This is a genomic window from Actinacidiphila yeochonensis CN732 (genome assembly GCF_000745345.1).
In the GTDB taxonomy this organism is placed as follows: Bacteria; Actinomycetota; Actinomycetes; order Streptomycetales; family Streptomycetaceae; genus Actinacidiphila; species Actinacidiphila yeochonensis.
The window spans coordinates 954382-980389 of the sequence record NZ_JQNR01000005.1; the positions used below are offsets into that span (position 1 = coordinate 954382).

The 26008-nt window shown below is 74.8% G+C and carries 14 protein-coding genes, 3 tRNA genes and 2 pseudogenes; 8 read left to right on the plus strand and 11 right to left on the minus strand.

Annotated features, from left to right (window positions below):
• Positions 1–527 precede the first annotated feature (527 nt).
• A tRNA-Arg gene (locus BS72_RS15925) sits at positions 528–600 on the minus strand.
• A gap of 295 nt (positions 601–895) precedes the next feature.
• Positions 896–989: transfer RNA gene (locus BS72_RS15930), tRNA-Ser, on the minus strand.
• A gap of 799 nt (positions 990–1788) precedes the next feature.
• Here BS72_RS15930 and BS72_RS38355 point away from each other — a divergent pair.
• Positions 1789–3870 (plus strand): PAS domain-containing protein, encoded by a 2082-nt coding sequence (locus BS72_RS38355; protein WP_232792427.1) that lies wholly within the window; start codon positions 1789–1791, stop codon positions 3868–3870.
• 842 nt (positions 3871–4712) lie between these two features.
• Positions 4713–5876 (plus strand): annotated as a pseudogene (locus BS72_RS38360) (hypothetical protein); the annotation flags it as partial.
• Between the two features lie 293 nt (positions 5877–6169).
• Here BS72_RS38360 and BS72_RS15940 read toward each other — a convergent pair.
• The 6 genes and pseudogenes from BS72_RS15940 to BS72_RS34185 form a co-directional block, all read right to left on the minus strand.
• Positions 6170–7819, minus strand: a complete 1650-nt coding sequence (locus BS72_RS15940; protein ID WP_037911248.1) for a long-chain fatty acid--CoA ligase — start codon at positions 7817–7819, stop codon at positions 6170–6172.
• A gap of 179 nt (positions 7820–7998) precedes the next feature.
• The gene (locus tag BS72_RS15945) at positions 7999–8520 is read right to left on the minus strand and encodes a SigE family RNA polymerase sigma factor (protein ID WP_037911252.1); all 522 of its coding nucleotides are present in this window, start codon (positions 8518–8520) and stop codon (positions 7999–8001) included.
• Between the two features lie 335 nt (positions 8521–8855).
• Entirely contained in the window at positions 8856–9782 is a 927-nt protein-coding gene (locus BS72_RS15950) for a DUF1906 domain-containing protein (RefSeq protein ID WP_037911253.1), read from the minus strand.
• A 1190-nt stretch (positions 9783–10972) separates the two neighbouring features.
• Complete coding sequence (locus BS72_RS15960) at positions 10973–11677, minus strand: histidine phosphatase family protein (RefSeq protein ID WP_037916136.1); 705 nt, start codon at positions 11675–11677, stop codon at positions 10973–10975.
• Between the two features lie 526 nt (positions 11678–12203).
• Positions 12204–12290: transfer RNA gene (locus BS72_RS15965), tRNA-Ser, on the minus strand.
• A 47-nt stretch (positions 12291–12337) separates the two neighbouring features.
• Positions 12338–13872: pseudogene (locus BS72_RS34185) on the minus strand (trypsin-like peptidase domain-containing protein).
• A 573-nt stretch (positions 13873–14445) separates the two neighbouring features.
• Here BS72_RS34185 and BS72_RS15975 point away from each other — a divergent pair.
• The 3 genes from BS72_RS15975 (at position 14446) to BS72_RS15985 (ending at position 17869) form a co-directional block, all read left to right on the plus strand.
• The gene (locus BS72_RS15975) at positions 14446–15282 is read left to right on the plus strand and encodes a glycerophosphodiester phosphodiesterase (protein ID WP_051951159.1); all 837 of its coding nucleotides are present in this window, start codon (positions 14446–14448) and stop codon (positions 15280–15282) included.
• Between the two features lie 397 nt (positions 15283–15679).
• On the plus strand, positions 15680–16282 hold the full coding sequence (locus BS72_RS15980; RefSeq protein ID WP_037916138.1) for an ATP-binding protein: 603 nt from the start codon (positions 15680–15682) through the stop codon (positions 16280–16282).
• A gap of 618 nt (positions 16283–16900) precedes the next feature.
• Positions 16901–17869 (plus strand): DUF5926 family protein, encoded by a 969-nt coding sequence (locus BS72_RS15985; RefSeq protein ID WP_037911256.1) that lies wholly within the window; start codon positions 16901–16903, stop codon positions 17867–17869.
• 545 nt (positions 17870–18414) lie between these two features.
• On the opposite strand, the gene BS72_RS15990 is transcribed toward BS72_RS15985, so the two are convergent.
• Together BS72_RS15990 and BS72_RS15995 are read right to left on the minus strand one after the other, a co-directional pair.
• Positions 18415–18744, minus strand: coding sequence for a hypothetical protein (locus tag BS72_RS15990; protein WP_037911257.1), 330 nt, complete (start codon positions 18742–18744; stop codon positions 18415–18417).
• A gap of 261 nt (positions 18745–19005) precedes the next feature.
• Positions 19006–19692 carry a bifunctional DNA primase/polymerase gene (locus tag BS72_RS15995; protein WP_037911258.1) on the minus strand — a complete coding sequence of 229 codons (687 nt, stop codon included), beginning with the start codon at positions 19690–19692 and terminating at the stop codon, positions 19006–19008.
• Positions 19693–20530: 838 nt separating this feature from the next.
• Here BS72_RS15995 and BS72_RS16000 point away from each other — a divergent pair.
• Both BS72_RS16000 and BS72_RS16005 read left to right on the plus strand, forming a co-directional pair.
• Positions 20531–21862, plus strand: a complete 1332-nt coding sequence (locus BS72_RS16000; RefSeq protein ID WP_037911260.1) for a PP2C family protein-serine/threonine phosphatase — start codon at positions 20531–20533, stop codon at positions 21860–21862.
• A 382-nt stretch (positions 21863–22244) separates the two neighbouring features.
• The gene (locus tag BS72_RS16005; protein WP_051951160.1) at positions 22245–23768 is read left to right on the plus strand and encodes an aminopeptidase P family protein; all 1524 of its coding nucleotides are present in this window, start codon (positions 22245–22247) and stop codon (positions 23766–23768) included.
• Between the two features lie 204 nt (positions 23769–23972).
• Here the strand turns inward: BS72_RS16005 and BS72_RS16010 are convergent, their stop codons facing one another.
• On the minus strand, positions 23973–24416 hold the full coding sequence (locus BS72_RS16010) for an ATP-binding protein (protein WP_037911262.1): 444 nt from the start codon (positions 24414–24416) through the stop codon (positions 23973–23975).
• Positions 24417–24989: 573 nt separating this feature from the next.
• Here BS72_RS16010 and BS72_RS16015 point away from each other — a divergent pair.
• Positions 24990–25949: a hypothetical protein gene (locus BS72_RS16015; protein ID WP_232792429.1), complete on the plus strand. Its 960-nt coding sequence runs from the start codon at positions 24990–24992 to the stop codon at positions 25947–25949.
• Positions 25950–26008: the final 59 nt, after the last annotated feature.

Sequence of the window (26008 nt, forward strand, 5' to 3'; positions counted from 1 at the left end):
CGCACCACTGACACTCGGCCTCGGGTTATCCACAGACCCCCGCGCCCTCGGTCCTCGCCGTCGACCACCAGCGGGCGCGGAGAACCCTCAACAGGGCAGACAACGCGGGCAGGTCATCGGGAGACGACGCACGACTCCGTCGAACACGGCGGAACGAGCCTCCCGGCACGCCGATCGGGAGACCCCGCACTCGCGGACGCTCAGCGAGCCACGAACCTGGAGCCGCCCCCGGAGCTCTCTCCGACGCCGCCCGGGAGCCCGGATACAGCGGACCCGGCCATCAGGGGCGGTACAGGCGGGCCCGGGGCGTGGCAGGGGACGACGACGCCGGTCGGATCACCGGCCGCCGACCGGCCGTACTCCTCCGCTGCGGGGTGGAGGTCCGGCGGGGGCGCTCAGGGCGCCGGTTCCACAAGGACCGGGTACCGGCCGCGAGATCCGGCGCCCCGGCTGCCTTGCGGACACCGGCTCCCCTCGCACAACGCGAAGAGGCCCCCGGATGATCTCCAGGGGCCTCTCGATTGCTGTGCACTCGGCAGGATTCGAACCTGCAACCTTCTGATCCGTAGTCAGATGCTCTATCCGTTGAGCTACGAGTGCTTGTGCTTCCCGGTTTGCTTTCTGCCCGGTCGGCGTTGCGTGGACAACATTACATGAGGGTGCGCGGGAGGCGAAATCGATTGAGCCGACCGACTCTGACCTGCGGAAACGCGACCACCCAGGGCGTGGCGCCGAGGCGGGAGGCAGCCTCGGGGGGGCGGCCGTGGGGGCAGGTGGAGCGGGCCGGGTGGAGCCGGCACAGAGGGCTCGCGGGAGCGGGGAGGGCCGCTGCGGCGGGTCCGGGGGAAAAGAAAAGGAGCCCCGGCCGTGTGAACGACGGGGCTCCCTGAAGAGCTGGCGGAGGCGGAGGGATTTGAACCCTCGATGGACGGTAAAGCCCAAACCGCATTAGCAGTGCGGCGCCATAGACCGGACTAGGCGACGCCTCCATGGTCACGAGACCGCGTTACCGCGGGCGCGTGGGGAAATGATGGCACAGCCTGGAGGGCTGCGACCAATCCGAGGCTACGGTACAAGGCCGCACCCGGGCGGAGCAAAGGGGTTGGCCCGCAAGCCTCGGCGCGCCGGTCCACGCCGAACCCCCTTCCCCCGCATCCGACCCCGCCGCCCCACTCCCCACCGCGCCGCCCCATGCCCCTGGCCCAGGCCGCCGGCGCCGACGGCCTGGGCGGTTCAAGGCAGGCGCGCCGAAGGCCCCGTACGCCGAAGAGCCCGTGCACCAAGGCCCCGTACGCCAAGGGTCCCGCCACACCGAAGGACCCGCGCGCCCGCCACCCCCGCGCCACCCGAAAGGGCGACCCGCGCCGACCGCGGGTCGCGACCCGCGGGCCGCCGCCCGGCGGCACCCTCCCGGACAGGCCCCCAGGCCACACGGCCGATGGTGACGTACACCACATCTCCACCGGGTGATCGTCAACCTCTCACCCCATGGGGGGACATGGGCCGCAACAGCCACAGCGGGAGGCCCGACCCGTACACTCGGTCTAGTGACAGGGCCCGGGGGCGGCGGGAAGATGAGCCGCCCGTGATGTCGGCAGACCGCACCGGGCGACCTGGCCGGGCTCGGCGGAAGGGACTGGGGTGGACCGGCGTCCACTCCCTCGTTCCGGACAGCCGTCCCGGGGTAAAGCACCCCGGGAGCGCCCGTGGGTCGTCGGCTGCTCGGCCGGCGTTCCCGAGCGCAGACCGAGCGGAACAGCACATGCGGTAACAGGGAGGACGCGTCTCGTGAGCAGCAGGCCATCCCGAGGCGCTGCTCGCCTCGCCTCGATACTCGACGCCCTCCCGGACGCGCTGCTGCTGGTCAACGCGAACGGCACCGTGGTGAACGCCAACGCCATCGCGTTGGAGACCTTCGAGACCCCGGGCACCGCCCTGGTGGGGCGCGGCCTGCTCGACCTCCTGCCGTCCTTCGACCCCAAGCGCATCCCCGGGTCCATGCGCAGCCCGCAGGAGGCGGCCGAGGACACCCGGACGAAGCCCACCCGGATGACGGCACGCCGCACCGACGGCACCGAGTTCCCCGTCCAGGTGACCAGCGCCAACCTGGAGGACGGCCGTACCCCCTACGCGGACTACGGCGACGGCGTGCCGCACTACACCGGCAACGAGTTGCTGATGCTGGTGGTGCGCGACCTGAGCGGCACCGTGGACACCGAGGCCGAACTCGCCCGTCAGCAGCGGCAGACGGAGATGATCCTGCGGGCCGCCGCCGAGGGCGTGGTCGGCGTGGACACCGCCGGCAAGATCGTGCTGGTGAACCCGTCGGCCGCACAGATCCTCGGCCACCGTGCCACCGACCTCGGCGGCAAGGAGCTCCACCCCCTCGTCCACCACTCGCGCCCGGACGGCTCGCCGCTGGCGTACGAGGAGACCCCGCTCGCCGACACCCTGCGCTCCGGCCGCAAGCACCGGGTGCGCGGGCAGGTGCTGTGGCGCAAGGACGGCAAGGCCGTACCGGTGGACCTGACGACGGCTCCGGTGCGCGACGGCGACCAACTGGTCGGCGCGGTCATGACGTTCACCGACCGCAGCGGGCCCGACGCGATGGCCGCCCGCAACGAGCAGCTGCGCGCGCTGCTGGACGTCTCGCTGCGCGGGCCACTGGCCCAGTTGCACGGCGACCTGTCCGGTCTGGCCGCCGACCCGGCGGGGCAGTTGTGGCCCGAGGCGAACCAGATCCTGCACCACCTGTCGGCCGGGTACTCGCGGATCACCGCCCTGATCGACAACGTGCTGGACTACCAGCGCCTGGACCGGGGCGAGGACAAGCTGCGGCCCGAGCCGGTCGGCATGGACGACGTGCTGGCCGCGGCGGTCGAGGGCGCGGTCGAGCTGATCGGGCCGGGACGGGCCCAGTTCGCGGTGCACGCGGCGCCGGTCCGGGTGTCGGTCGACGGCCCCCGGATGGCCCAGGCGCTGGCCCATCTGATCGCCGACGTCGCCGGGGTGGACGCCACGGGCAACTCCGTCTCGTTCGCCGGCGACTCCACCATCGTGGTGGCCGCCGCCCAGCGCGGCAAGGTGGTCCGCATCGACGTACGCGGCCCGAGCGCGGGCGGCGACCCGGTCCATCTGCCGCTGGCCCGCGGCGTCATCGAGCACCACGGCGGCGTGCTCCAGACCCACGACGTGCCCGGCCAGGGCAGCGCCTACGTCCTGGAGGTGCCGCTCGGCCTGGACCCGGAGGAGGCGTCAGCCGACGCGGACCAGGGTTCCCAGGCCGACGGTCCCGACGGCCGGAGCGGGGGCGGGGCGCGCACGGCGCAGCGGCCCGCGCTCAGGGCGGTTCCGCGCGCGGGGGCGCGCACTCCACGAAACGAGCCGGCGGGAAAGCTCCCGCGCTCCCGCCGTCCAGGGAAGGGTCCGCACCCTCCTCGGTGCCCGGCCCCCGCCCCGAGACGCCCGGCACCGCGGCGGACCGCAAGCCCCGGGACGCCGGGGACGAGCGGCCGACCGCCGCGGAAGGGCCCGGCGGGCTTCGCGGGCCGGTCCGGCCCGAGCAGCCGTACGACGGGGACACCGGCACGGTCGTCGCGCCGTGGGCGATCCCGGCCGCCGCCGACCAGGGCGCGGCGCCGACCGGCCGCCGCCGCGCGCTGCGCCACCCCGATGACGCCGTCCAGGGCGACGAGTCCGAGGTGGCCGCCGCGGCACTGGAGGCCGTGGGCCAGGCCGCCCCGCCGGGCGCCGGGGGCGGCGTGCCCGGCCCGCCTCGGAGGAGCAGGAAGCCGCCGAGGTGCGGGAACTGGCCGCACCCCGCATCCCCAACGCCCTGCCGCCCGCGGGCACTCCGACGACCGTCCCTGACCACTTGGGCGGCGGGGCCGAACCCGGCGCCCAGGGCGGCGGCTCCCCGACGCGCGCCCCGGTGCTCCGGAGCCGGCTCCCGGCACCGGCCGCCGTGGCCGCCGCCCCGTGGAGGCCGCGCCGTCGCCCGTCCCCGGCCCGCCGTACGCGATCGAACCGCCGCAGCCGCCGGCCTGGCCGCAGCCGGGCGGAGCGACCGCGGCCGACGCCTCGGACGGGGCCCCACCGCCCCGAACGGACCCGCCGCCCCGGCCGGACCCACCGCCTCGAACGGACCCACCGCCTCGGACGGACCGCGCCCGGATGCCGAGCCGACCGCTCCGAGCGCAGGCCCGGCCGAGGCCGCCGGGCACTCCCCCGCGTCCGCCCCCGTGCGCCACACCGCGTGGCCCGACGCCGAGCAGTCGCAGGCCAGGCTCGGCCCCGCCCAGTGGCCCGCGCCGGCCGACCAGGCCGCGCCGCACGGTCCCGCCCTTCCCGGCGGGGGCGGTGGCCGCGTCCAGCAGGGCTACCAGGATCCGCACGGCCAGCACAGCCAGCACGGTCAGCAGGGAATGCCGGACCCGTCGCTGCAGAGCCACGGCCGCGCGATCAGCGTGCGCGCTCTCGGGCAGGGCACGCCGCCCTTCGGCGGCGACCCCGGTGAGCAGACCCCGACGCAGGCCGCGCAGGCGCAGCACCCCAACGGCCTGCCCGCGCAGGTCGCGGCGGGCGGCTCCGGCCGTCGGCGGCGGCTCGCCGCGCCGCAGGACGGACCGTCGGTGAGCGCGCTGCCGCTCGTGCCCAGCCAGCCGGGAGCCCAGACGGGAGCCCAGACCGCCTCGCAGGCCGGCGTGCGGGTCGGACAGCCAGGGCCGCAGCCCGGAGCCCAGCCCGTCGCTCCGGCAGGAACGCAGCCCGCCGACCGTCCGGGCGCGCCGGGCAGCGACCGCGAGGCCCGCCAGCACCCGCAGGCAGACCCGGACAGCGGCCAGCTCCCCGTCCGCAGGACCGGCACGCCGTCGGACGTCCCGTCCGGCACCGCCCCGGAGACGGCGTCGACGCGCCCGGTACCGGCCGAGCCGGGCCCCCGGGCCCAGGGCGGGCGCGCCTACGCGATCGGCGCTCCGGCGGCTGGCGCGGCCGAGGGGCCCGAGCCGTTGGACGGCCCGAACGGCGCGATCGACGTGACCGACACCATGGGCCACGAGCCCGTGGGCAGCCACGGGCCCCACCCGCGCGTCGGCTTCGGTCCCGCTGTCGGCCCCGGCGCGGTGCCCGACGTCCGCGACGCGGCCGACGACCACCCCGACATCCCGCTCGACGAGCCCCGCCGCCTCCTGGTGTGGCCCGAGCCCGACGTCTCCACCCGGCAGGCGCTGACCGACCGGGGGTACCGTCCGGTGACCGTACGGTCGCGTGAGGAGGTCGACGCGCAGGTGGCCGAGCCGCCGGCCGCACTCTTCGTCGACCCGCTGACCGGGCCGATCACCCGTACGGCGCTCCAGTCGCTGCGCCAGGCCGCGGCCGCCGCCGAGGTGCCCGTCCTGGTCACCGCGGGGCTGGGCCAGGCCACCCGGGAAGCCGCCTACGGCGCCGATCCCGCGGTGCTGCTGAAGGCCCTGGCGCCGCGCGACAGCGACCAGCACCCGCCGCGGGTGCTGCTGGTGGAGGGCCACGACCCGATCGCCGACGCCTTCTCCGCGACCCTGGAGCGGCGGGGGATGCAGGTCACGCACGCGGACTCGGAGTCCGACGCGATGACGAAGGCCGCGCAGGTCCACCCCAACCTGGTGGTGATGGACCTGATGCTGATCCGGCGCCGCCGCCAGGGCATCGTGGACTGGCTGCGCGGCAACTCCCGGCTCAACAGCACGCCCCTGGTCGTCTACACCTCCGCGGACATCGACCCGGACCAGCTGTCGCGGCTGGCGTCCGGCGAGACGGTGCTCTTCCTGGCCGAGCGCTCCACGAGCCCGGACGTGCAGTCCAGGATCGTCGACCTGTTGGGCAAGATCGGGGCGTAGCGGGGCGTAGCAGCCACTCCTCGGACCCTCTCCGCCGCTGAACCGCGCGGCCGAGGATCCGGGGAACGGACCGGGGCCGGGGACGGGCCAGGGGACGGGGCAGGGAACGGCCGGGGCAGGCCGGTCGGGGCCGGTCGGGGACGGCCGGGGCCGGAGACGTCGGGGTCCAGGGGCGTGGCCGGGAGCCTGGGGGTCGGCAGGCGGTCCGGGAGGTGTGGGGTCCGGGTGCCGGTGCCGGTGCCGGGGTCCGGGTGCGCGGGCGGAGGCTCGGGGGTCGGATCCGGGTTCGGGGGTCAGATCCGGGTGACGTCCAACTCGCCGTCGGCGTAGGACTTGCGGATCACCTTCTTGTCGAACTTGCCGACGCTCGTCTTCGGCACCGCCGACAGCGTCGCCCACCGGTCGGGCAGTTGCCAGCGCGCGACCCGTTCGGCGAGGAAGTCCCGCAGCCCCTCGAAGCCGGCGGCCGCGCCCTCGCGCAGGACGACCGTGGCGAGCGGGCGTTCGCCCCAGCGGTCGTCTGGCACCGCCACCACCGCGGCCTCGACCACGTCGGGATGGGCCATGAGGTGGTTCTCCAGGTCGACCGAGGAGATCCACTCACCACCCGACTTGATCACGTCCTTCACCCGGTCGGTGATGGTGAGGAAGCCGTCCTGCGAGATGGTGCCCACGTCGCCGGTGCGCAGCCAGCCGTCCGGGCTGAACCTGTCCTCGGGACGGTCGGGCTCACCGTCCGCGCCGCCGAAGTACGCGCCGGCGATCCACGGCCCGCGTACCTCCAACTCGCCCGCCGACCGGCCGTCCCACGGCAGCACCGAGCCGTCCGGGCCGACCAGCCGGGGCTCGACGGAGGCGGGGAAGCGCCCCTGGGTGACCCGGTACGCCCACTCCTCCTCCGGCCCGACGCCCGCCGGCGGGTGCGCGGTGGTGCCCAGGGGAGAGGTCTCGGTCATCCCCCAGGCGTGGCACAACCGCACCCCCAACTGCTCGTCGAACGCCTTCATCAGCGACGGCGGGCACGCCGAGCCGCCGATGGTGACCTGCCGCAGCGAGCGGACCTCGCGCGGCCTGGCGGTCAGTTCGGCGAGCAGGCCCTGCCAGATGGTGGGGACGGCCGCGGCGTGGGTGGGGCGCTCGCTCTCGATCATCTCGGCCAGCGGGCCGGGCTGGAGGAAGCGGTCGGGCATCAGCAGGTTCACGCCCGACATGAAGGCGGCGTGAGGGACGCCCCACGAGTGGACGTGGAACATGGGCACGATGAGCAGCGAGACGTCGCGACAGGTCAGGCCCATCGACTCGGTGGCGTTGACCTGCATGGAGTGCAGGTAGACCGAACGGTGGCTGAACACCACGCCCTTGGGGTTGCCCGTGGTGCCCGAGGTGTAGCACATGGCGGCGGCCTCCCGCTCGTCCAGCTCGGGCCAGTCGTACGTGGCCGGGCGGTCGGCGATCAGCTCCTCGTAGGTGTGCACGGCCGGACGGCAGCCGTCGAGCGGTGACAGGTCCGCCGGACCGACGACGACCACGTGCTCGACCGGCGCCATGGCCGGCAGCAGCGGGGCGAGCAGCGGCACGAGGGTGCCGTCGACCAGGATCACCCGATCGGCGGCATGGTTGACGATCCAGGTGAGCTGGTCCACGGGCAGCCGCAGGTTGAGGGTGTGCAGCACCGCGCCCATGGACGGGATCGCCAGATACGCCTCAAGGTGCACGCTGTTGTTCCACATGAGGGTCGCCACCCGCTCGCCCCGGCCGACGCCGAGTTCGCCGCGCAGCGCGTTGGCGAGCCGGGCCGCCCGGTCGCCGATCTCCCGGAAGGTACGGCGCCGCGGCTGCTCCCCTCCGGTCCAGGTCGTGACGGTGGACCGCCCGTGCACGGACCGGCCGTGCTCCACGATGCGGCTCACGAGCAGCGGGACGTCCTGCATGGTGCTCAGCACGCGGGCCTCCGGAGGCGGCGACGGCGGTATCCCGCGATTGTGCTTGCATACCGAGTGGTATGTCACTACCTCTCACACGGACGTGTCCGGTCCCGCGACGTGTCCGATCCCGCGACGGCGTGTCCGGTCCCGCGACGGCGCCGGAGCTTCGAGGACCGTGCCCGCCCGGGCGCACTGCTTCAGACGACCGAGAGTTCGAGCTCCGGATCGTCCCGCAGCTTGCCCAGCGCGCGCGAGACCGCGCTCTTGACCGTCCCGACCGAGACCCCCAGCGCCTCGGCGGTCTGCACCTCGCTCATGTCCTCGTAGTACCGCAGCACGACCATGGCGCGCTGACGCGGTGGAAGCCTGCCCACCGCCCGCAGCAGCGCGTCCCGTTGGGCCTGCTGCTCGACGATGTCGGGCCCGGACACGGCGCGCTCCGGCAACTCGTCCGTGGTGAACTCGTCGACCTTGCGCTTGCGCCACTGCGACGTACGGGTGTTCACCAGGGTGCGGCGGACGTAGCCGTCGACCGCCCGGTGGTCGTCGATGCGGTGCCAGGCCAGGTAGGTCTTGGTCAGCGCCGTCTGCAGCAGGTCCTCCGCGTCGGCGGGGTTGGGCGTCAGCGAGCGCGCGGTGCGCAGCAGCGTGGGGCCCTTGCTGCGGACGTAGGTCGTGAACTGTCTCGTGTCGGCGCTGCCGCGCACAGACGTGGTCATGGCTCCCACGCTAGGAGCAGTCCGCGCCCGGCGGATCGGCCGCAAGTGCCGAAGAGAAATCACCCTCAGGTCGTAGGAGGGGGGTTGTCCGCACCACCCCGGGGTGGAGCAGGCCGGCGCCTACCCTGAGGGGTCACCCGAGGGGGGTCGGGGTCGGCCGTACCCGAGCCGGTCCCGGGGCGCGGGCTGCTGGCGTCCCGGCCACGGTCCCGGCTCACGTCCGGGCTCAAGTGCCGGCTCAAGTGCCGGCTCAGGTCCCGGCTCACGCAAGGCTCACGTCCCGGCTCACGTCCGGGCTCAGGTCCTCGGGTCGGCGGCGGGAGCGACCGTGGCGGTCATCGGATGACGGCCACGGGGGCGTCCACCAGGTCCCGGTCCACGGTGAGCTGTCGACCGCCGTGGGTCTCCGTGACGGCTCCCGCGTACTGGTGGACCCGCTCGTGCGGGCTCCAGGCGCCCTCGGCCAGCACGGGCTCCCGGGTGACGCCGGCGGCTGCGCCCCAACGGGCGTACCAGAGCACGTCCGGCAGGTGCGTCATCCCCCGCTCGCGGGCGCGTTCGAGGTCCGCCGCCCCGGAATCGGCGCTGCTGTAGAAGCCCGCCAGGTAGCCGGCCCGCGTCACCCTCTCGTCCCAGGCGCGGATGAACGCCAGTGTGGTGCGCGCACAGCGGGCCTTCCCCGTGTCGTACGCCTCCATGTCCAGGTACAGCGGGCTGCCGGGGGCGATCGCCAGGGCCCGTGCCCGCTCGACGGCGTCGGCCGCCTCCTCGGCTCCCTGGCCGGCGGGCCGCGCCGAGTCGATCGGGTGCGGGTTCGCCCGGCCCCCTCCGGCGCAGGGACTCTGCGAACCGGCGTAGACCGGCAACAGGTGCCAGCCGTCCGCGTCCGTGCGGCGCACCCAGTCGGCGGTCAGGTAGGTCTGCTTGGCGCAGGCCCGCGAGCGCCCGCCGAAGTAGATGCCGACGGCGCGGTACGCGGAATGCCTCCGCCACGCCTCCATGGTGGCCGGATCCGGAGCCTGGCATGCGTCGAACCCGGCGCCTTGGAAGACGCGCGGAGAGGTGCGGATGTCCGCGTGCTCGGCCGCGAAGACGGAGGCGGGGGCGTAGGCGGAAGCGGAGGCGGAGGCAAAGGCAGCCGAGACGGAGGCGGCCGACGTGGAGGCGGAGGCCGACGGAGCCGTCGGCAACAGCAGCCCTGTCCACCCCAGTACCGCAGCGGCAACGGCTACGAAGCGGGTGATCATCCTCTTATCGCCCATTGGGCGAGTGAACGACGCCGCACGCGCCGGACAGCGCAGACACGCCGCCCGCCACCCGACTGCCGGACAGCGCCCCCACCCGCGCCGAGTCGCCCCTCGCGACCTCACCTCCTCCTGGGCGACCGAACCTTCCTCACCTTCCTCGCTCCTGCTCGCCCCCATGGGGCCGGCCCTCTTCCCCTCGGGCCGACCCCACTTCCCCCCTTTCCGCGCCGCACCCCCGATCAGCCCCCACCCCTCGGACCGGCCCTCTTCGTGCCCCCCTTCGGCCCCGGCTGGCCCCGCCAGCCTCCTTCCGCCCCTCTGATGCCTCCTTCTGCCCCGCCCCAGGGTCACCCGGCCGTTCCCCCGGGTCCGGACCGGCCGGCCCCACCCCCCAACACCCCCTCGACAGCGGACACGTCGCGTCGGCGCGGCATCGGACGGCGCCGGAACCGCCCCCGCCTCGGCGCCGTCCAGGCGATCCCCCACACCCGAAACAGCCGCGCGTTCTTTGTCCACACCCTGTGGACAAAGAATCCCCTTCCGCAACCACCCGCTTTCCCGCCCCGAGAACAGCGACGGCATGGCGGTACCGCAGCCGTGGCGCACTCTCCCCCCGGAGAGGTCGCCGGTCCCCCCTCATTCCCCCGCCGGCAGCGTCGGCGGCGCCCGCCAGGCCGCCCGTGTTCTCCCGACCCCCGACACCACGGCCGCCCGCGGTCGCGGAGCCGTCGGCGTGGCCCCGGAACGCGAGTCGAGCACGGCGCGGCGGAAACCGCTCACCGACACCGCCTGGAAGCGGGCCTCCGCGAACACCCGCACCCGGGCGGCCGGCAGCACGGCCGACCCACCCGTGAGCGGCAGCGCGGCAAGAGGCGCAAGGACTCGGACGGTACTGAGAACGGTGGGGAAACCTGCCATGACAATCCTCCAGGAACGGTGGGCCTCGGCGCACCGACGGGCTTCCGGCCTTCCGTCCCGCCGGAGGCCCTGTCGTCGCCAGGAGCAGAACTGCCCACCCCAGCCCGGCGAATGCGGCCGCCCGATCCCTTTCCCTCGGACGCGTGACGGACCGACGCCAAACCTCAACGAGGCCGCGTCCTGGATCACCCGCGCCCACTCGCACGCCCCGCACCACGCCGCGCGCCCCGCCATCAGAGCGACAACCCGTCACCTCAGAGGCTTCGCGGTGTCCTTCGGCTCCTGGATCAGCCGATCCCCCGCAGGTGGCCGACGTCCCCCCGCGCCACCAGACGCATCGTCGTACCGTCACCGTCCCAGCGGGTCACCGAGGCGTTGGGGACCGGCACAAGGTCCGGCGGCGGAGCGCCGACCCCCGCCAGCACCTGGTCGACCGCCATCACCACCGCGTCGTGCGCCACCAGGGCCACATGCCGCCCGGACGCTCCCTCCCCCAGCTCGCGGAGCAGGTCACGCACCCTTACGGTGACGTCCGCCAACGACTCACCGCCCGGCGGCCGGTAGTACCAATCACCCACCAGGTCGCGCCGTTCGGCCTCCCGGGGCGCGTACGCACGTACGGCCGGTGGCGTCATCAACTCGATAACGCCCGTCTCCCGGTCCCGCAACCGCTCGTCCACCAGCGGCTCGGGGCAGGCCGCCCACTCCCCACGAGCGGCCTCGGCCAACACCTCCCACGTCCGCCGGGCCCGGACGTACGGCGAGCACACCACGATCTGCGGCCGGTCCGAGGGCTCCAGCCCGGCCAGCCATTCCCCGGTCGCCGCCGCCTGCCGGACGCCGAACGGCGAGAGGCCCACCCGGATGTCGATCCCCTCGGGAACGGTGAGGTCCGGATCGTTCTCCCGCTCGGCCCGCGCGAAGAGGACGTTGGCGGTGCTCTGCCCGTGGCGGATCAGCGTCAGCCGCCCCAGCGCACACCGGAAGGGCAACGGGCGCGCGCCAGCCGCACCCCTTCCAGCCTCCACCCCCGCCCCAGCACGGCTCGCGCCTTCCACCCCGGCGCCCCGACCCCCCACCCCGTCGCCCTGAGTCCCGTCCGCCCGCATCGCGCGCCGCCTCCCGGAGCCCGTCGCCCTACCTCCGCCCCTGCTTACCACGCACCCCCGCCTGAAGCACCCCACCCGGAACCCAGCCGACCGAACCCGCCAGCAGCACCCCCCCCACCCCGAAGACGACCCGCCACCCTCCCCTCCCGCGAGCTCCCGTCCCGCCGAGAACCACCGGTCGCCACAGAGGGGCACAACTCCAGAGCCGTGGGGATCACGCGCCGTCGGCGATGGAACGCGGTGCCCCCGTCGAACTGGCGACCACCAGGGCCTGGAGTCCGCTCCACGCCTGGTCCACGCACTGGCCAACAGGGGTCCGCACACGCCCCACCATGGGACCGCCACAACGCAGAGCGGGTGCCCCGAGACTCGGGGCACCCGCTCTGACGTGCTGCAAGAACTACCTGCGCGGAGGCTGTGGGATTTGAACCCACGGTGACATCGCTGCCACGACGGTTTTCAAGACCGTTCCCTTCGGCCGCTCGGGCAAGCCTCCCCCTGGGCGCCCGGGGTGGGGCGCCCTAGGGGAGATAGCGTAACGGGTCAGCTGTCGCTGTCGCCGATGCGGCTGCCAAGGGTGAGCGTCGCGGTGTGGCTGGAACCGTCGCGGGTGTAGGTGACGGTGACCTTGTCGCCCGGCTGGTGCTGCCAGATCTCGCCGATCAGGGTCTCACCGCTGTCGATCATCGTGCCGTCGAACTTGGTGATCACGTCGCCCGACTTCAGGCCGGCCGCGGCGCCGGGGCCGCCCGCGGTGATGGCCGTGCTGGGGTCGGTGGAGATCTCCGCGCCGTCGCCGCTGTACTGGGTGTCCAGCTGGACGCCGATCACCGGGTAGACCGGCTTGCCGGTCTTGATCAGCTGTTCCGCGACCCGCTTCGCCTGGTTGATCGGGATCGCGAAGCCCAGGCCGACGCTGCCGCCCTGGCTGCCGTCCGTCGAGCTGCCGCCGGGCTGGATGGCCGAGTTGATGCCGATCACCGCGCCGCTGGCGTTGAGCAGCGGGCCGCCGGAGTTGCCGGGGTTGATGGAGGCGTCCGTCTGGATCGCGCTCATGTAGGAGGCGCTGGACCCCTCGCCGTCGCTGGAGGCCACCGGTCGGTGGACCGCGGAGACGATGCCGGTGGTGACGGTGCCCGACAGGCCGTAGGGGGCGCCGACCGCGATGGTGGCGTCGCCGACGGCGGCACGGTCGGAGTCGGCGAGCGGCAGCGGGGAGAGCTTGATGCTGCCGGCGTTCTTGAGCTTGATCACGGCGACGTCGTAGCCCTGTGCGCGGCCGACGATCGAGGCGTCGTAGGTGGTGCCGTTGGAGAAGGTGACCGTCAGCTTGCCGCTGTCGGCGGCTGCGGCCACGACGTGGTTGTTGGTGAGGATGTGGCCCTGCGTGTCGAAGACGAAGCCGGTGCCGGTGTCGCTCTCCTGGCCGTTCTGCGCCTTGATCGTCACGACGCTGGGCAGTACGCGGTTGGCGATTCCGGCCACCGAGGTGGGTGCCCGGTTGAGCGCCTTGCTGGCAGCAGGCGCGGAGATGGTGGTGGAGCCGGAGTTGTCGTTGTGCTTGGCGGCAAAGTAGCCGACACCGCCACCGATGCCGCCCGCCACCACCGCGGCCACCAGCACCGCGGCCACGAGGCGGCCGATGCCGCGTCGGCCGCCGCGGCCGCCCTCGGGGGAGCCGGGCGAGCCGGGGGCATCGGGGTGCCCCAGCCCGGGCCGCCGGGCTGGCCGGGGCCGCCGGGGCCGGGCTGCGGCGTGGCGTACGCGGGCGTGGACGGCACCGCGTACGGGTCGTGGACGGGGTGCGGCGCCGGGTTCTCGCCCTGCGGGCCGCCGGCGGGCGGCTGCTCGGAGGCGAAGACGGCGGCCGGTGCCGCGTCCTGCGGCTGCCCGGCGGGGGCACCGTAACCGGCAGGGGCCTCGTGTCCGGCGGGGGCGCCGTACGTCGGAGCAGCGGGCTGATGCGGCTGCGGCTGCGGGGCGTTCGGCGGGGTGTCCTGAGGGGTCGCGGAGTACACCGGGGCGGCGTACGCGGGAGCTGCCTGCGGGGGCACCGGAGGGGCCGGCGGGTGCGGGATCTCGTACGGCGCCGGAGCCGGTGCCGACGCCTGGGCCGGGGCCGGGGCGGCAGGCTGCTGGTGGGCGAGCTGCGCGGGCGGCGCACCGTAGGGCGACGGCGGACCGACCGGCGGCGGGGCCTGGGGCGCGACCGCCTCCGCGCGCTCCTCGGCGGGCCGCGCGGCCTGAGCCGGGATGTGGTCGGACCCCGGCGTGCCGGCCTGGTCGGACGACCCCGCCGACCCCGACGGGCCGGACAGGTGCGCGGGGCCGTCGGACGGAGCGGAGGGAGCCGGGGGAACCGGGGCCGCCGGGGCACCGTCGGGCGCCACCGCCGACTCCGCAGCCGGCTCCGTGGACCCGGCCTCGTTCTCGGTGCTCACAGCGTTACTCCTCAGGGTCATGACCAATCAAACAGCGACAGGCAGCCGTCGGCCGGCCACCACGTCGTACACCACAGCATTTCCCACGGCGTGTCGGACCGCCGTAAGGCGTAGCTGTGTACCACGCGGCACCGGCTGCCCGGTCCCGCGGCCGCGCCCGGGACGGCGAGCTCGGCACGGCGGCCCGCCGCACGGTGGCACCATGGCTCGGTGACCTCCGCACACGTGGCCCCGGCTCCGCACCTGGAGGGACGACCGGTCCAGGTCGTCGCCCACCGGGGCGCTTCCGAGGATGTACCAGAACATACGCTCGCCGCGTACCGGAAGGCCATCGAGGACGGCGCGGACGCGCTGGAGTGCGACGTACGGCTGACCGCCGACGGGGAGCTGGTGTGCGTCCACGACTGGCGGGTGAACCGGACCTCCAACGGGCGCGGGGCGGTCTCGTCGCTGGAGCTGGCGGACCTCGCGGCGCTGGACTTCGGCTCCTGGAAGGGCCAGCAGGGCGACTCCGAGGCGCCCGAGCGCTTCGACCCCGGTGAGCGCAGCCGGGTACTGACGCTGCGCCGCCTGCTGGAGCTGGTCGCCGACACCGAGCGCAGGGTTGAGCTGGCCATCGAGACGAAGCACCCCACCCGCTGGGCCGGACAGGTGGAGGAGCGGCTGCTCGACCTTCTGGGCCACTTCGGCCTGGACCACCGCTCCCCGGACGGTGCTCCTTCGGCTGTCCGGGTGATGAGTTTCTCAGTGCGCTCACTGCGCCGGGTGCGGGCCGCGGCGCCCGGGCTGCCGACGGTCCACCTCACGCAGTACGTCCTGCCCCGCTACCGCGACGGCCGCCTCCCGCTGGGGGCGACGATCGCGGGTCCCGGCGTGCGGGTGCTGCGGGCCCACCCCGGCTACGTCGAACGGGCGCATCAGGCGGGCCATCCGGTGCACGTCTGGACGGTGGACCGTCCGGAGGACGTCGAGTTGTGCGTACGCCTCGGTGTGGACGCGATCATCACCAACCGGCCGCGGCAGGTGCTCGCCCAGCTCGGGCGTTGAGCCGGCGGCGCCCGACAGCTCCCTGTCCGCCCCCGTCCCGCGTCCGTCCCCGTAACCGCCGCCTTCCCACCCTGGGGCGCGTTCCCTGGAGCGCGTTCTTGGGGCACCTTCCTTGTGCCTCCCCTGGGCCCCCTCTGAGCGTCACCTAGACGTTGTCTGGGCATCGTCTGGGCATCGCCCGAGCCCTCGGATCACTGCCCAGCGCGGCATGCACGCCATGGGCGGCCTTTCGACGGCCGCCGGGCTCCGGCGGAGGCGGAAGACCGCCGCAGTCCGTGCCATTGGCATAGGCCACGGGCCGACTGTCAGGGAGGCGCAAAAGATCGCGGTTGGGCCGTTTCCGGTCGAGTTCCAAAGGGCATTCACCCTGTGGCGTGGGGTGAAGGAGGTCTCGGGGGTGTCGTTGATGGTGGCGCAGCGAGTGCCGACGTCCACGATCATGGCCCTGCCCCATGGTCCGACGGGTGTCGCGGACGCGAGAAGGCGACTGCGCTCGGACCTGGGTGCCCAGGGCGTGCCGGAGTCGGTGATGGACGACGCCGTCCTTATCGTCTCCGAGCTGATCAGCAACTCCTGTCGGCATGCCCGCCCCCTCGGGGAGGCGCTGGCGGAGCGTGTGGGCGACGGCGCAGGACGGTTTCCGGCGGATGCCCGGGGGGCTGCGGACCCGCTGCCGGGCGGGATAAGAGCCGCGTGGTCGGTGGGCCAGGACGGGCTGCTCGTGCTGGAGGTCACCGACGGCGGCGGGCCGACGCGCCCCCGCCCGGCCAGCCCTTCCCTGACGGCACGGGGCGGCCGCGGGCTCGGCATCGTGGAGAGCCTCGCCCTGCGATGGGGCGTCCGGGACGCCCCGGGCGAGGTGACGGTGTGGGCGGTGCTGCCGGTGCGGGGCCGCCACGCACGGCGCGACGGCAGCCCCGGCACCGGGCTCGGCCTGCCCTTGGGGGTCCCGATCGGGCTGCCGCTGGACCTCGCCGAGTCGCTGGACGACCTGGCGTAGGCGCCTTGCTCATATTGCTCACATTGATCACATCGCTCGGGTTGCTCACGTTGCTCGCGTTGCCCGCACAGGCGTCCTGCTCGTGCAGGCCGCGTGGCGGCATAGGCGCGTCGGTGGCGCGGCAGCCGGGTCGTCGGCGTCCGATCCCTGGTGCCGAGGCTCGCTCGGGGTGCGTGGTCGCAAGCCGAGCTGTTCGAGCCGGTACGAGCCAGTACGAGCCAGTACGAGCTGAACCGGACCGGACCAAGCCCGTCCCATCCGGACCGCCGGACGGAGCCGGGTGGGCCGGCAAGCGGGCCCCAGCGGGACGGTGGTCGTACCTGCCCCCGGACGCCCGTCCGTTCGCCCGAAGGGGCTGCCGTGCGCCGTCCGCCCTGCCCGCCGGACCGCGCACGTCACCTCGACGCCCGCCGGCGCACGCCCCGGAGCGGTCCTCCGGTCCCCGCTCTCCCGGCCCCAGCCCCGCGCCCCGCCGCAGCGTGGCCCACCCGCCCCGCGCGGACGGTCCGGAACGGCCCCTCGGTAGCGCTAGGCTCGCCGCCGAAGACCGGAAGAGCCGTAGACCGGAAGAACCGCCGCACCGGCGCCGTACCGGGAGAGACCGGGAGAGAACGAGCCATGGCCAAGAAGCGCGCCACCGCCACCAAGCCCAGCCCCAAGGCCGCCCCGGGCGACGCCGTGCCGGTCGTCGGCGCGCGCGAGCCCTGCCCGTGCGGCTCCGGCCGCCGGTACAAGGCATGCCATGGGCGTGAGGCGGCGCACGCCGTGACCGAGCTGGTGCGCCGGCCGTTCGAGGGGCTGCCCAACGAGTGCGACTGGGTGGCGCTGCGCGAGCTGGTGCCGGCCGCCACGGTGCCGCTGAAACTGAAGGACGGCCTGCCCGAGGGCGTACCGTCCGTCACCCTGGCCACCGTGCTCCCCATGGCCTGGCCGGCGCTGCGCCGGGACACCGGCGCGGTCCTGCTCGGACTGCAGAACGACGCCGCCTCCGGCGACATCAGCCGCGACCTCGCCGGCACCCTGCTGCGCGCGCTCGCCGCCGAGCCGGGCAACCCGGTGGAGGGCGCCCGCCCGGCCGCCGACGGGCCCCGGCTCCAGGACCTGCTCGACCTGACGGCACCGTTCGAGCCGGAGGTGCACACCGGGTTCGGGTTCTGGCTGGAGGATGCCGAGGCGGCCACGGGCGAGGTGGCGGCCTCGCTCGAACGGGCCAACGAGGCGGCCATCCCGACCGTGCGGCTGTCCGGGCTCGATGCCGCGTACTGGTGCGAGACGCCGGAGAAGAACCACCTGCGCTGGGTGATGCCGCACGCCGAGGAGGGGCTGCTGGACGCGCTGGCCCGGCTGCACGCCGCAGGCGCGTCCTCGCTGGGCGAGGGCACCCGCCTGGTCGGCTCCTTCCGGGCGCACGGCCTGGTGGTGCCGGTCTGGGACCTGCCGACCGGGATGTCCGCGGACGACGTGGAGAAGCCGGCCGCGGCCTTCGGCGAGCGTCTGGCCGAGGTCCTGGAGCGCACGGAGCCGCTGACGGCCGAGGAGCGCAGGGCCCGTAGCGGGTTCACCAACCGGCAGATCACGCTGAGCTGACGCCCAGGTCCGGGTCGGCCTGCTTGGGACCGACCCGGACCGCCGAGTCAGCGCCGGGGTCCTCTCGGGCCCTGGCCTTCCCGGACCGAGGAGACCGGGCGCCGCCGGCGGCGCCCGGTCTCCTCGGTCCGGCCTGCGAACGGGGCACACGGGCAGACCGAGAGGGATTCCGTACCAAGCGGTCGGTCAGTGAGTCTGATCACAACACCATTGAAAACGCCGGGTCATGGCCCTCTGGGCCTGAAGAGTGAATTTGCGATCAGCCGAAGTCTTGTTACCGTTTGAACAGCCCGGTCGCTGGTGCATCCCCCGTCGCCAGCGATCGGGCCTTTTCATGCCCGCGACCGGCTCGCGCGCCCGCGCCCACGTCCGAGCCCCCGTCCGCCCGCACCCACGTCCGCGCCCACGACCTGGCGGCAGGCTGTCGGCGACAGCGACCTCGCCCGAAGATGTACGGCGGCCTCGCCGATGCCTCCGTGGCGCCGCCCTGGGAGAGGGATCAGCCCAGGCCCATGAGCGCACCGGCGCAGGGCAACCGGGCCGGCTCAGTGGTCGCCGGCAGACGGTACGGACCGGTGCTCCGCCGCGCTCTGCCCGACACCCCCGTGACGCCCGTCGCCACTCCCGTGCTCCGCGCCGGCCGCCGCGACCGCGAGCGGCAGCACGACGGCGAGCGCGGCCGCGCTGGCCATCGCCACCCGGCGCAGCCCGGCCACCCGCATCCGCTCCTGCTCGTCCGACGCCGCCGCGGCGCGCACGGCACCCGCGTCGGCCGCCGAGAAGGGCGGGGACACCGCGGGCGGCGGGGACGGCGGGGACGACGCCGACAGCGAAGCCGGCGAGGCGAAGGAGGACTTCCCGGAGTAAGGGCTCACGGATGCGGGACTCACAGATGACGGGCTCACGGAGAGGGAGTTCGCGGTAGGGACGTTCGACGTCAAAGGGCACACCTGGACTCTGCGGCGACCGGCACCCCCCGCACGGTCGAACATAACGCGACCCCGGCGCCGCATCAGGCGACACTCCGACAGCTGTGCGAAGTCATCCGGCCCATCCGGCTCATGGGGCCCGCGGGGTTCACCGGCCTCACCACGTCCGCACGGTTCACAGGGCTCACAGGAGGGCCGCCAGAGGCCTCAGTACGTCAGCCGGTCGCCGTCGGGCGCGCTGCACCCCGCCCGCACCAGCGCGTCCACGAGAACGTCGATCCTCGGCAGCCAGGGCGCGCGCCCGCCGTCGGGGACCGCGGGCGGCCGGACCCAGTACGGCGCCCCGGGACATTCGGCGGCCGGGGGCAGGACCACGTAGCCGCCCTCACCGTGGAAGCGCAGCGACGTGGGCACCCAGTCGCAGGTGTCGAGCAGTTCGCCGAGCTCGGCCAGGGAGTAGGGCGCGACGAGGAAGACGTACCGGCTCGACGTGGCCAGCACCGGGCCGAGGCGCACCCCCAGCCGTTCCATGGCGTCGAGGGCGGGAGGGCCGGCGGAAGCGGGCAGGCTCGCCGCCGAGACCCGGTCGCCGGTGGCGAGCACGATCGGTGCCTCGGGCCTGCGGGTCCACCACCAGCGCACCATGCGCTCGTCGCGGGTCGCGGCGAGCAGGCCCGGGTCGAGGGGGTGCGCTCCGGGGACCGGGCAGCCGCGCCGCCCGCAGGAGCAGGCGGCGGGACCGAGCGCACGCCGGGCGGCTCTGCGGTCGGGGCCGACGCCGGGCACCACGCGCCAGCGCCACCCGGCGGCGTAGCCCAGGGCCGCGTCGAGATACGCGGTCCGTGCCCTCCGCCGGAGAGAGATCTTGCGTCGCCTTCCGAGGATCTCGCGCATCAGCGCTCGTTCCTTTCCGTTAACGCCCAGGGATCTGCCCACTGCACACAACGTAACTGTCGAGCACACCGCACATGAGGCGGCACTTGCGCCGCCGGCCGAGCGTGGAACGTGGCGGAGGGGTGTGCACGTGCGCACACCTGGTGGTCCTGTTCTCGCGGCGCCCTGAGCGCGGGCCTCGCATGGTCCGCGTGGGACGCGGCGCTCCCTCGCCCCTCGGGGTTGGGCCGGCCGTCACCTGTATACGTACTTACGACGCGTGGACCTGACGTCGGGTTCCTACCCAGCGCCCGGGAGTTGACGCGCCGTCGGCTGCGCACAGTCGACCGTGCGCATACCCGGGGCAGGGCTCTTTCCGGCCAACCTTCTTCGCACCCCGCCGTGTCATGACATCACCCGACACCACTGGCTCTACCCGGACAATCCTGGACTTGCCCGTGAACGTACGTTAGAAGTGGGGTCCTTGATAGCGCCGCAGCACGACCTGGGGGTTCGCGATGCTGTTCACGCAGGTGCTCCGCGTTCCGCCGCCCGGGAGCATCCTTCGCCACGCCAGCAGGCCGCCGTCCGGAAGCCGTCAGCCGTGAGCCCGGTCCGCCACGGAAAAGTGGCTGGAAACGAGCCCGCCGCCGGCGCCCCGGCGCACACTGCGGCCCCTTCCGCACCACCTCCGGTCGCCGGGGCGCCGGCTGAGCCGTCGGCCGCGCTGCCCGCCGCACCGCTCGCCCCGCCACCCGACGGCCACCCTGCCGGGGGCCTGTCCGGACGTCCCCCCGCTCCCACCGCCCCCACCGGTCCGGCGCACCACGCCGCCACGGCGCTCACACCGCCCTCGGCGGTGTCCCCGTCCCCGGCGGCGGCGGTCGTGCGGATCCCGCCGCTGCCCCGCTCGGCAGCGGTACCCGCGCAGGGCGCTCCCGGCACCGCGCCCGCCGCGGTACAGCGCCGCCTCGCCTCCTGGGTGTGCGACCTGGCGCTCCTGCACGAGCTCGGCGAGCGGCTGGCCCGCACCTCCGACCTGTCCGACGCCCTGCACGAGGTGCTGCGCGCCGGAGCCGACCTGCTCGGTGCCCGCCGGGGCCTGCTGATCCTGGAGCCGGCCGACGGCCTGGGCCCCCACACGAGCGTCGGACTCGGCCTGGGCCGCAGCGACCTGGGCGCCCTGGAGACCGTCCCCCGGATGGGTGCGGAAACTCCCGGCCACCGGGACCTGCTGCACGAGCCCGGCCTGGCGCCGCGCCACCGCGAGGTCGCACTCCAGCTCGGGTTGGCCGCCAGCTTCTGCGCGCCCCTCGTGCCGGACACCCGCGCCGCCCTGGGCGCGGCCGTGTGGTTCTACGACGAACCCGCCGTGCCCTCGGAGCAGCGCTTCCACCTGGTCGACCGCTACCTGCGGCTCGCCGTCGAGCACGTGGCCCGCTGCCTGGAGCTGGACCGGACCCGCCGGGCCGCCGCCACCCTGGCCGCGGAGCTGCTGCCGCCGCGACTCCCGCGGGTGCCCGGGGTGCGGACCGCGGTACGGCACACGGCGGGCCCGCGCGGCGGCGGCGACTGGTACGACGTCCTGCCGCTGCCGGAGGGGGCGTTCGGCCTCGCCGTGGGCGGGGTGACCGGGGCCGGACCGGGCGCGGTGGCGGCCATGGGACGGCTGCGGGCCTCGCTGCGCGCCTACGCGGTGATGGAGGGCGAGGACCCGGTCGCCGTCCTGTCCGACCTGGAGCTGCTGCTGCGCACGGCCGAGCCGGCCCGTTCGGCGACGGCTCTGTTCGTGCACGCGGACGCGCTGCCCGGCGGAGGGTGCCGGCTGGCGCTCGCCGGGGCCGGCCACTGCCCGCCGCTGTTGGTGGGGGAGCGGCACTGCGAGTTCGTCGAGACCTCGCTCTCGGCACCGCTGAACATGCTCAGCTGCTGGGAGGCGCCCGGCGTGGAGCTGCGGGTCCAGCCGGGGGAGAGCCTGCTGCTGTTCACCGACGGCCTGCTGCACCGTACGGGTGACCCCGCCGACCAGGCCTTCGCCCGGCTGCGGGAGGCCGCGGCGGACGCCCCCGCCGCTGTACGGGGGGACCCCGAGCTGCTGGCCGACCACGTGACGCGGACCCTGCTGCCCGACGGCCGCGACCAGGCCGACGACCCGGAGGACCTGGTCCTGCTGGCGGCGTGCTTCGACTGACGGCGTCGAGGTCCGTCGTACCGCCGTCCGGGTGAACCGGAGGCCGGGTGAACCGGAGGCCGGGACCGGGCGCCGGCCCGGGCGCCCGGCCCCGGCGCGGTCGCGGTCGTGCGGCCGCCGACGTGACTTTGCCCTCCCGCCCGCCGCCGGTTCCAGCACCGGCCTGCACCGTGCGGAAGGCCGCCTCCCGTCCCCCGTCCGCCCGGTAACCCCGCGACGTCCGAGTCGTGTTGGAGCCCCGGGCGGCCGGCCGGGGAGCCGCCGCGGGCCGCCGCGACCGGCCGGGGAGCGGGCCCGGGCGAGGTTCACGGCCACAGTGCCCCCTTCCGCTGACCGTGCTCCCCCATACGATGGGCGGAGGTTCATTCTGAGGAGGCATGACGTGGCGGAGGCCGAGGTCAGGCAGGACGTCCAGGACGAGAAGGGCACCCCTGAGGGCGTCCAGGACGGCACCCGGGAGGAGTCCGCCGGCGGTCCCGCCGAGGACAAGCCGGTCAAGCAGCGCAAGAACGGCCTCTACCCCGCCGTCTCCGACGAGCTGGCCGCCGTCATGAAGTCGGGCTGGGCGGACACCGAGCGGCACGGCCTGGAGCCGATACCGCAGGCCGCGTACGTCGCGTCCCGGCGGGCGGCGCTGTCGGCCCGCTTCCCCGGCGAGCGCATCGTGGTGCCCGCGGGCACCCTGCGCACCCGCGCCAACGACACGGAGTACCCCTTCCGGGCCGGCACCGAGTACGTCCACCTCACCGGCGACCAGACCCAGGACGCGGTCCTGGTCATGGAGCCGCTGGCCGAGGGCGGCCACGCCGCGACCGCCTACCTGCTGCCGCGCTCCAACCGGGAGAACGGCGAGTTCTGGCTGGACGGCCAGGGCGAGCTGTGGGTCGGCCGGCGCAACAGCCTGGCCGAGGGCGAGCAGCTGCTCGGCATGCCCTGCGTGGACGTCCGCACCGTCGGCGACGTGCTGCGCGAGGCGACCGGTCCGGTCCGCGTGGTGCGCGGCTACGACGCCGGTGTGGAGGCCGCCCTCCAGGACAAGGTGACCGCCGAGCGGGACGCCGAGCTGAAGACGTACCTCGCGGAGCTGCGCCTCATCAAGGACGAGTTCGAGGTCGCCCAGCTGGAGCAGGCGTGCGAGTCCACCGCCCGCGGCTTCGAGGACGTGGTGCGGGTGCTGGACCGCGCCGAGGCCACCTCGGAGCGCTACATCGAGGGCACCTTCTTCCTGCGCGCCCGGGTGGAGGGCAACGACGTCGGCTACGGCTCGATCTGCGCCTCCGGCCCGCACGCCACCACGCTGCACTGGGTGCGCAACGACGGCCCGGTCCGCCCCGGCGACCTGCTGCTCCTGGACGCGGGCGTGGAGACGAACGAGCTCTACACCGCCGACGTCACCCGCACCCTCCCGGTGGACGGCACCTTCACGCCGCTCCAGCGGAAGATCTACGACGCGGTGTACGACGCCCAGCAGGCGGGCATCGAGGCGGTCAAGCCCGGCGCCGCCTACCGCGACTTCCACGAGGCCGCCCAGCGGGTGCTGGCGGAGCGGCTGGTGGAGTGGGGCCTGGTGGAGGGCCCGGTCGAGCGGGTGCTCGAACTCGCCCTCCAGCGCCGCTGGACCCTGCACGGCACCGGCCACATGCTCGGCCTCGACGTCCACGACTGCGCCCAGGCGCGCACCGAGACGTACGTGGGTTGCACGCTGGAGCCCGGCATGGTGCTGACGGTGGAGCCCGGGCTGTACTTCCAGGCCGACGACCTGACGGTGCCGGAGGAGTACCGCGGCATCGGGGTGCGGATCGAGGACGACATCCTGGTCACCGAGAGCGGCAACCGCAACCTCTCCGCGGGGCTGCCGCGGCGCTCCGACGAGATCGAGGCGTGGATGGCCGGCCTGCGCGGCTGAGCGGCGCCCGAGCCGACGCCTCCCGTCCGGGACGGCGGGCCTCACCAGAGGCCCGAACGGTCCCGGCCGGGGCTCGGCTGCCCGGCTGGGATCAAGCGGCCCGGCCGGGGAAGAGCGGACGGGCAGCTGCGCGCAGAACGGTCAGCGGCAGGCCAGGGACGGTCAGGTCCGGTCGGAATTCGGTCGGGATACCGTCGGGGACGGTCAGGACGCCTTCAGCAGGGCGTCCTCCCGCCACTTCAGCACTTTGTCGAAGGACACGACCGTGCCGTGGCCGGGGCGGTCGTGGAAGTGGACGTGGTCGACGAGGGCCTCGATCAGGAAGAGCCCTCGTCCGTGTTCGGCGTGCGGGCCGCGCATGGCGAGCGGGCGGCCGGTGCCCCGGAAGGGGTCGCGCGGCAGGCCCGGGCCGGAGTCGGCCACCTCGATACGGCAGCGGTCGCCCTCGATCCGGGCGGTGACGCTGTAACCGCTGGCGGTGCCGGCGTGCTCGACGGCGTTGGCGCAGGCCTCGGTGAGGGCGACCGAGAGGTCGAAGGAGATGTCGGGGTCCACCCCGGCGGTCTCCATCGTTCCCAGCAGCAGCCTTCGGGCCAACGGAACGCTCGCAGCCTCGCGCCGCAAATGGAGTGACCACCAGATGCTCATGCTCCAGCCTCCTGGCTGCGGCTCGACATACGGTTACGTATTGCCGCGAATGGCAGTGCGTAAGCGTGGCGTTGACGTGATGCCGCTCATTCGGCGGATGCGTCGATGCGGTGGGCCGGTGTAAGCGGCAGAACGTGCCCCGTTCAGCCCCCTCCATGCCCTCCCCGTGCCCTCTCCGTGCCCTCGGCGTGCCCTCCATACGCCGTCCGTGCCCCTTCGGCATGCCGTCCGTGCCCCGGCACGCCCTTGACGCGTACTCGGAACGCCTCCCAGGCTGTCCGCAGCCGGCTTGGCCGAGCACCCCACCAGGTGCTTCCCCTGCCCGTCGGCCGATGGCCACGGCTGTCCGGCCGATGACCACGGCCGTCCGGCCGACTGCCACGCCCCGGCGGCCGGCTGCCCGCGCCTCTCCAGCCGGCTGCCGCGCCCGGTGGCCCGGCCGTCCCAGAACGCCACCGGCCGCCCCGAGACACCGCCCAGCCGCACCGCCTGCCCCAGGTCGCTCCGCCGCCCCAGGGTGGCCGAAACCCGGCGTTCGCCCGGATTTCCGGCAGTGAGAGGATGACGGTCGTCATGTCTGCGCCCCGCCGCACCGGCCGCCCCGGTCCGCTCGGCCGCGGCCGGCCGGGGACCGCCCGCCGGACCGGCCGGGCCGTACTGCGTGCGCCCGGGGAGCGGCCGGTGCGGGCCGGTGCCGGAATGCGGCTGCTGCGCGCCGCTGTCTTCGCCGCGGTCTGCGTGCTGCTGGCCGCCGCGGGCCACACTCTGGCGTCCGGCCGTACCGTGCCCGTGCTGTCACTGCTGCTGGGCTGGGGCGCGCTGTTCGCGTTCACCGCGCCGCTGGCCGGCCGCGAACGGCGGCTGCCCGGGATCGCGGGGCTGCTCGCGGGCGGGCAACTCGCCCTGCACGTGGTGTTCAGCACCGGCCAGATGTGCTCGGCGGTGGCCTCCTCTCCGCAACGGGGGTCGGCGGACGCGCTGGTGGCCGTGGCCGCCCGGCTGGTGTGCGGCGGCAAGGCCGCCCCGCTCACCCCCGCGGCGGCCCGGCAGCTCCTCGCGCAGGCCGGGCTGTCGCCCTCCGCGGCGATCGCCGGCCATGCGGGAATCTCGGGAGCGGCGGGAACGGCCGGAACAGCGGGCATGGCGGGCATGGCGATGCCCGGCGGGCACCCCGGCGGCACGCTGCCCCCGGTCTCCTCCTCGGTCTCCATGCTGCTGGCGATGTGCTCGCCGGCGATGCTGGTGGGCCACCTGCTGGCCGCGGTGGCGGCCGGATGGCTGCTGCGGCGCGGTGAGGCGGCGCTGTGGCGGCTGGTCGGGCTCTCGGTGCGCGGCGCCGCCGGGCTGGGCGCGCTGACGCCCGCCGCGGCGCTGCGCGCGTACGCGCTGCTGGCCGCGCTGACCGCGGCCGGGACGCCGGGGCCGCGGCGGCGGCCGCGCGCCTGCCGTCCGGTCCCGGCCCGGCACCGGACGGTCTGGCTGCGGCACTGCCTGGCCCGGCGGGGGCCGCCCGCCCTGGTGCTCGCGGCCTGACGCGGCGTCGGCCCCGGTGGGGGGTGCGGCGGACCGCTCGGGCCGCCCGGCCGTCGTCC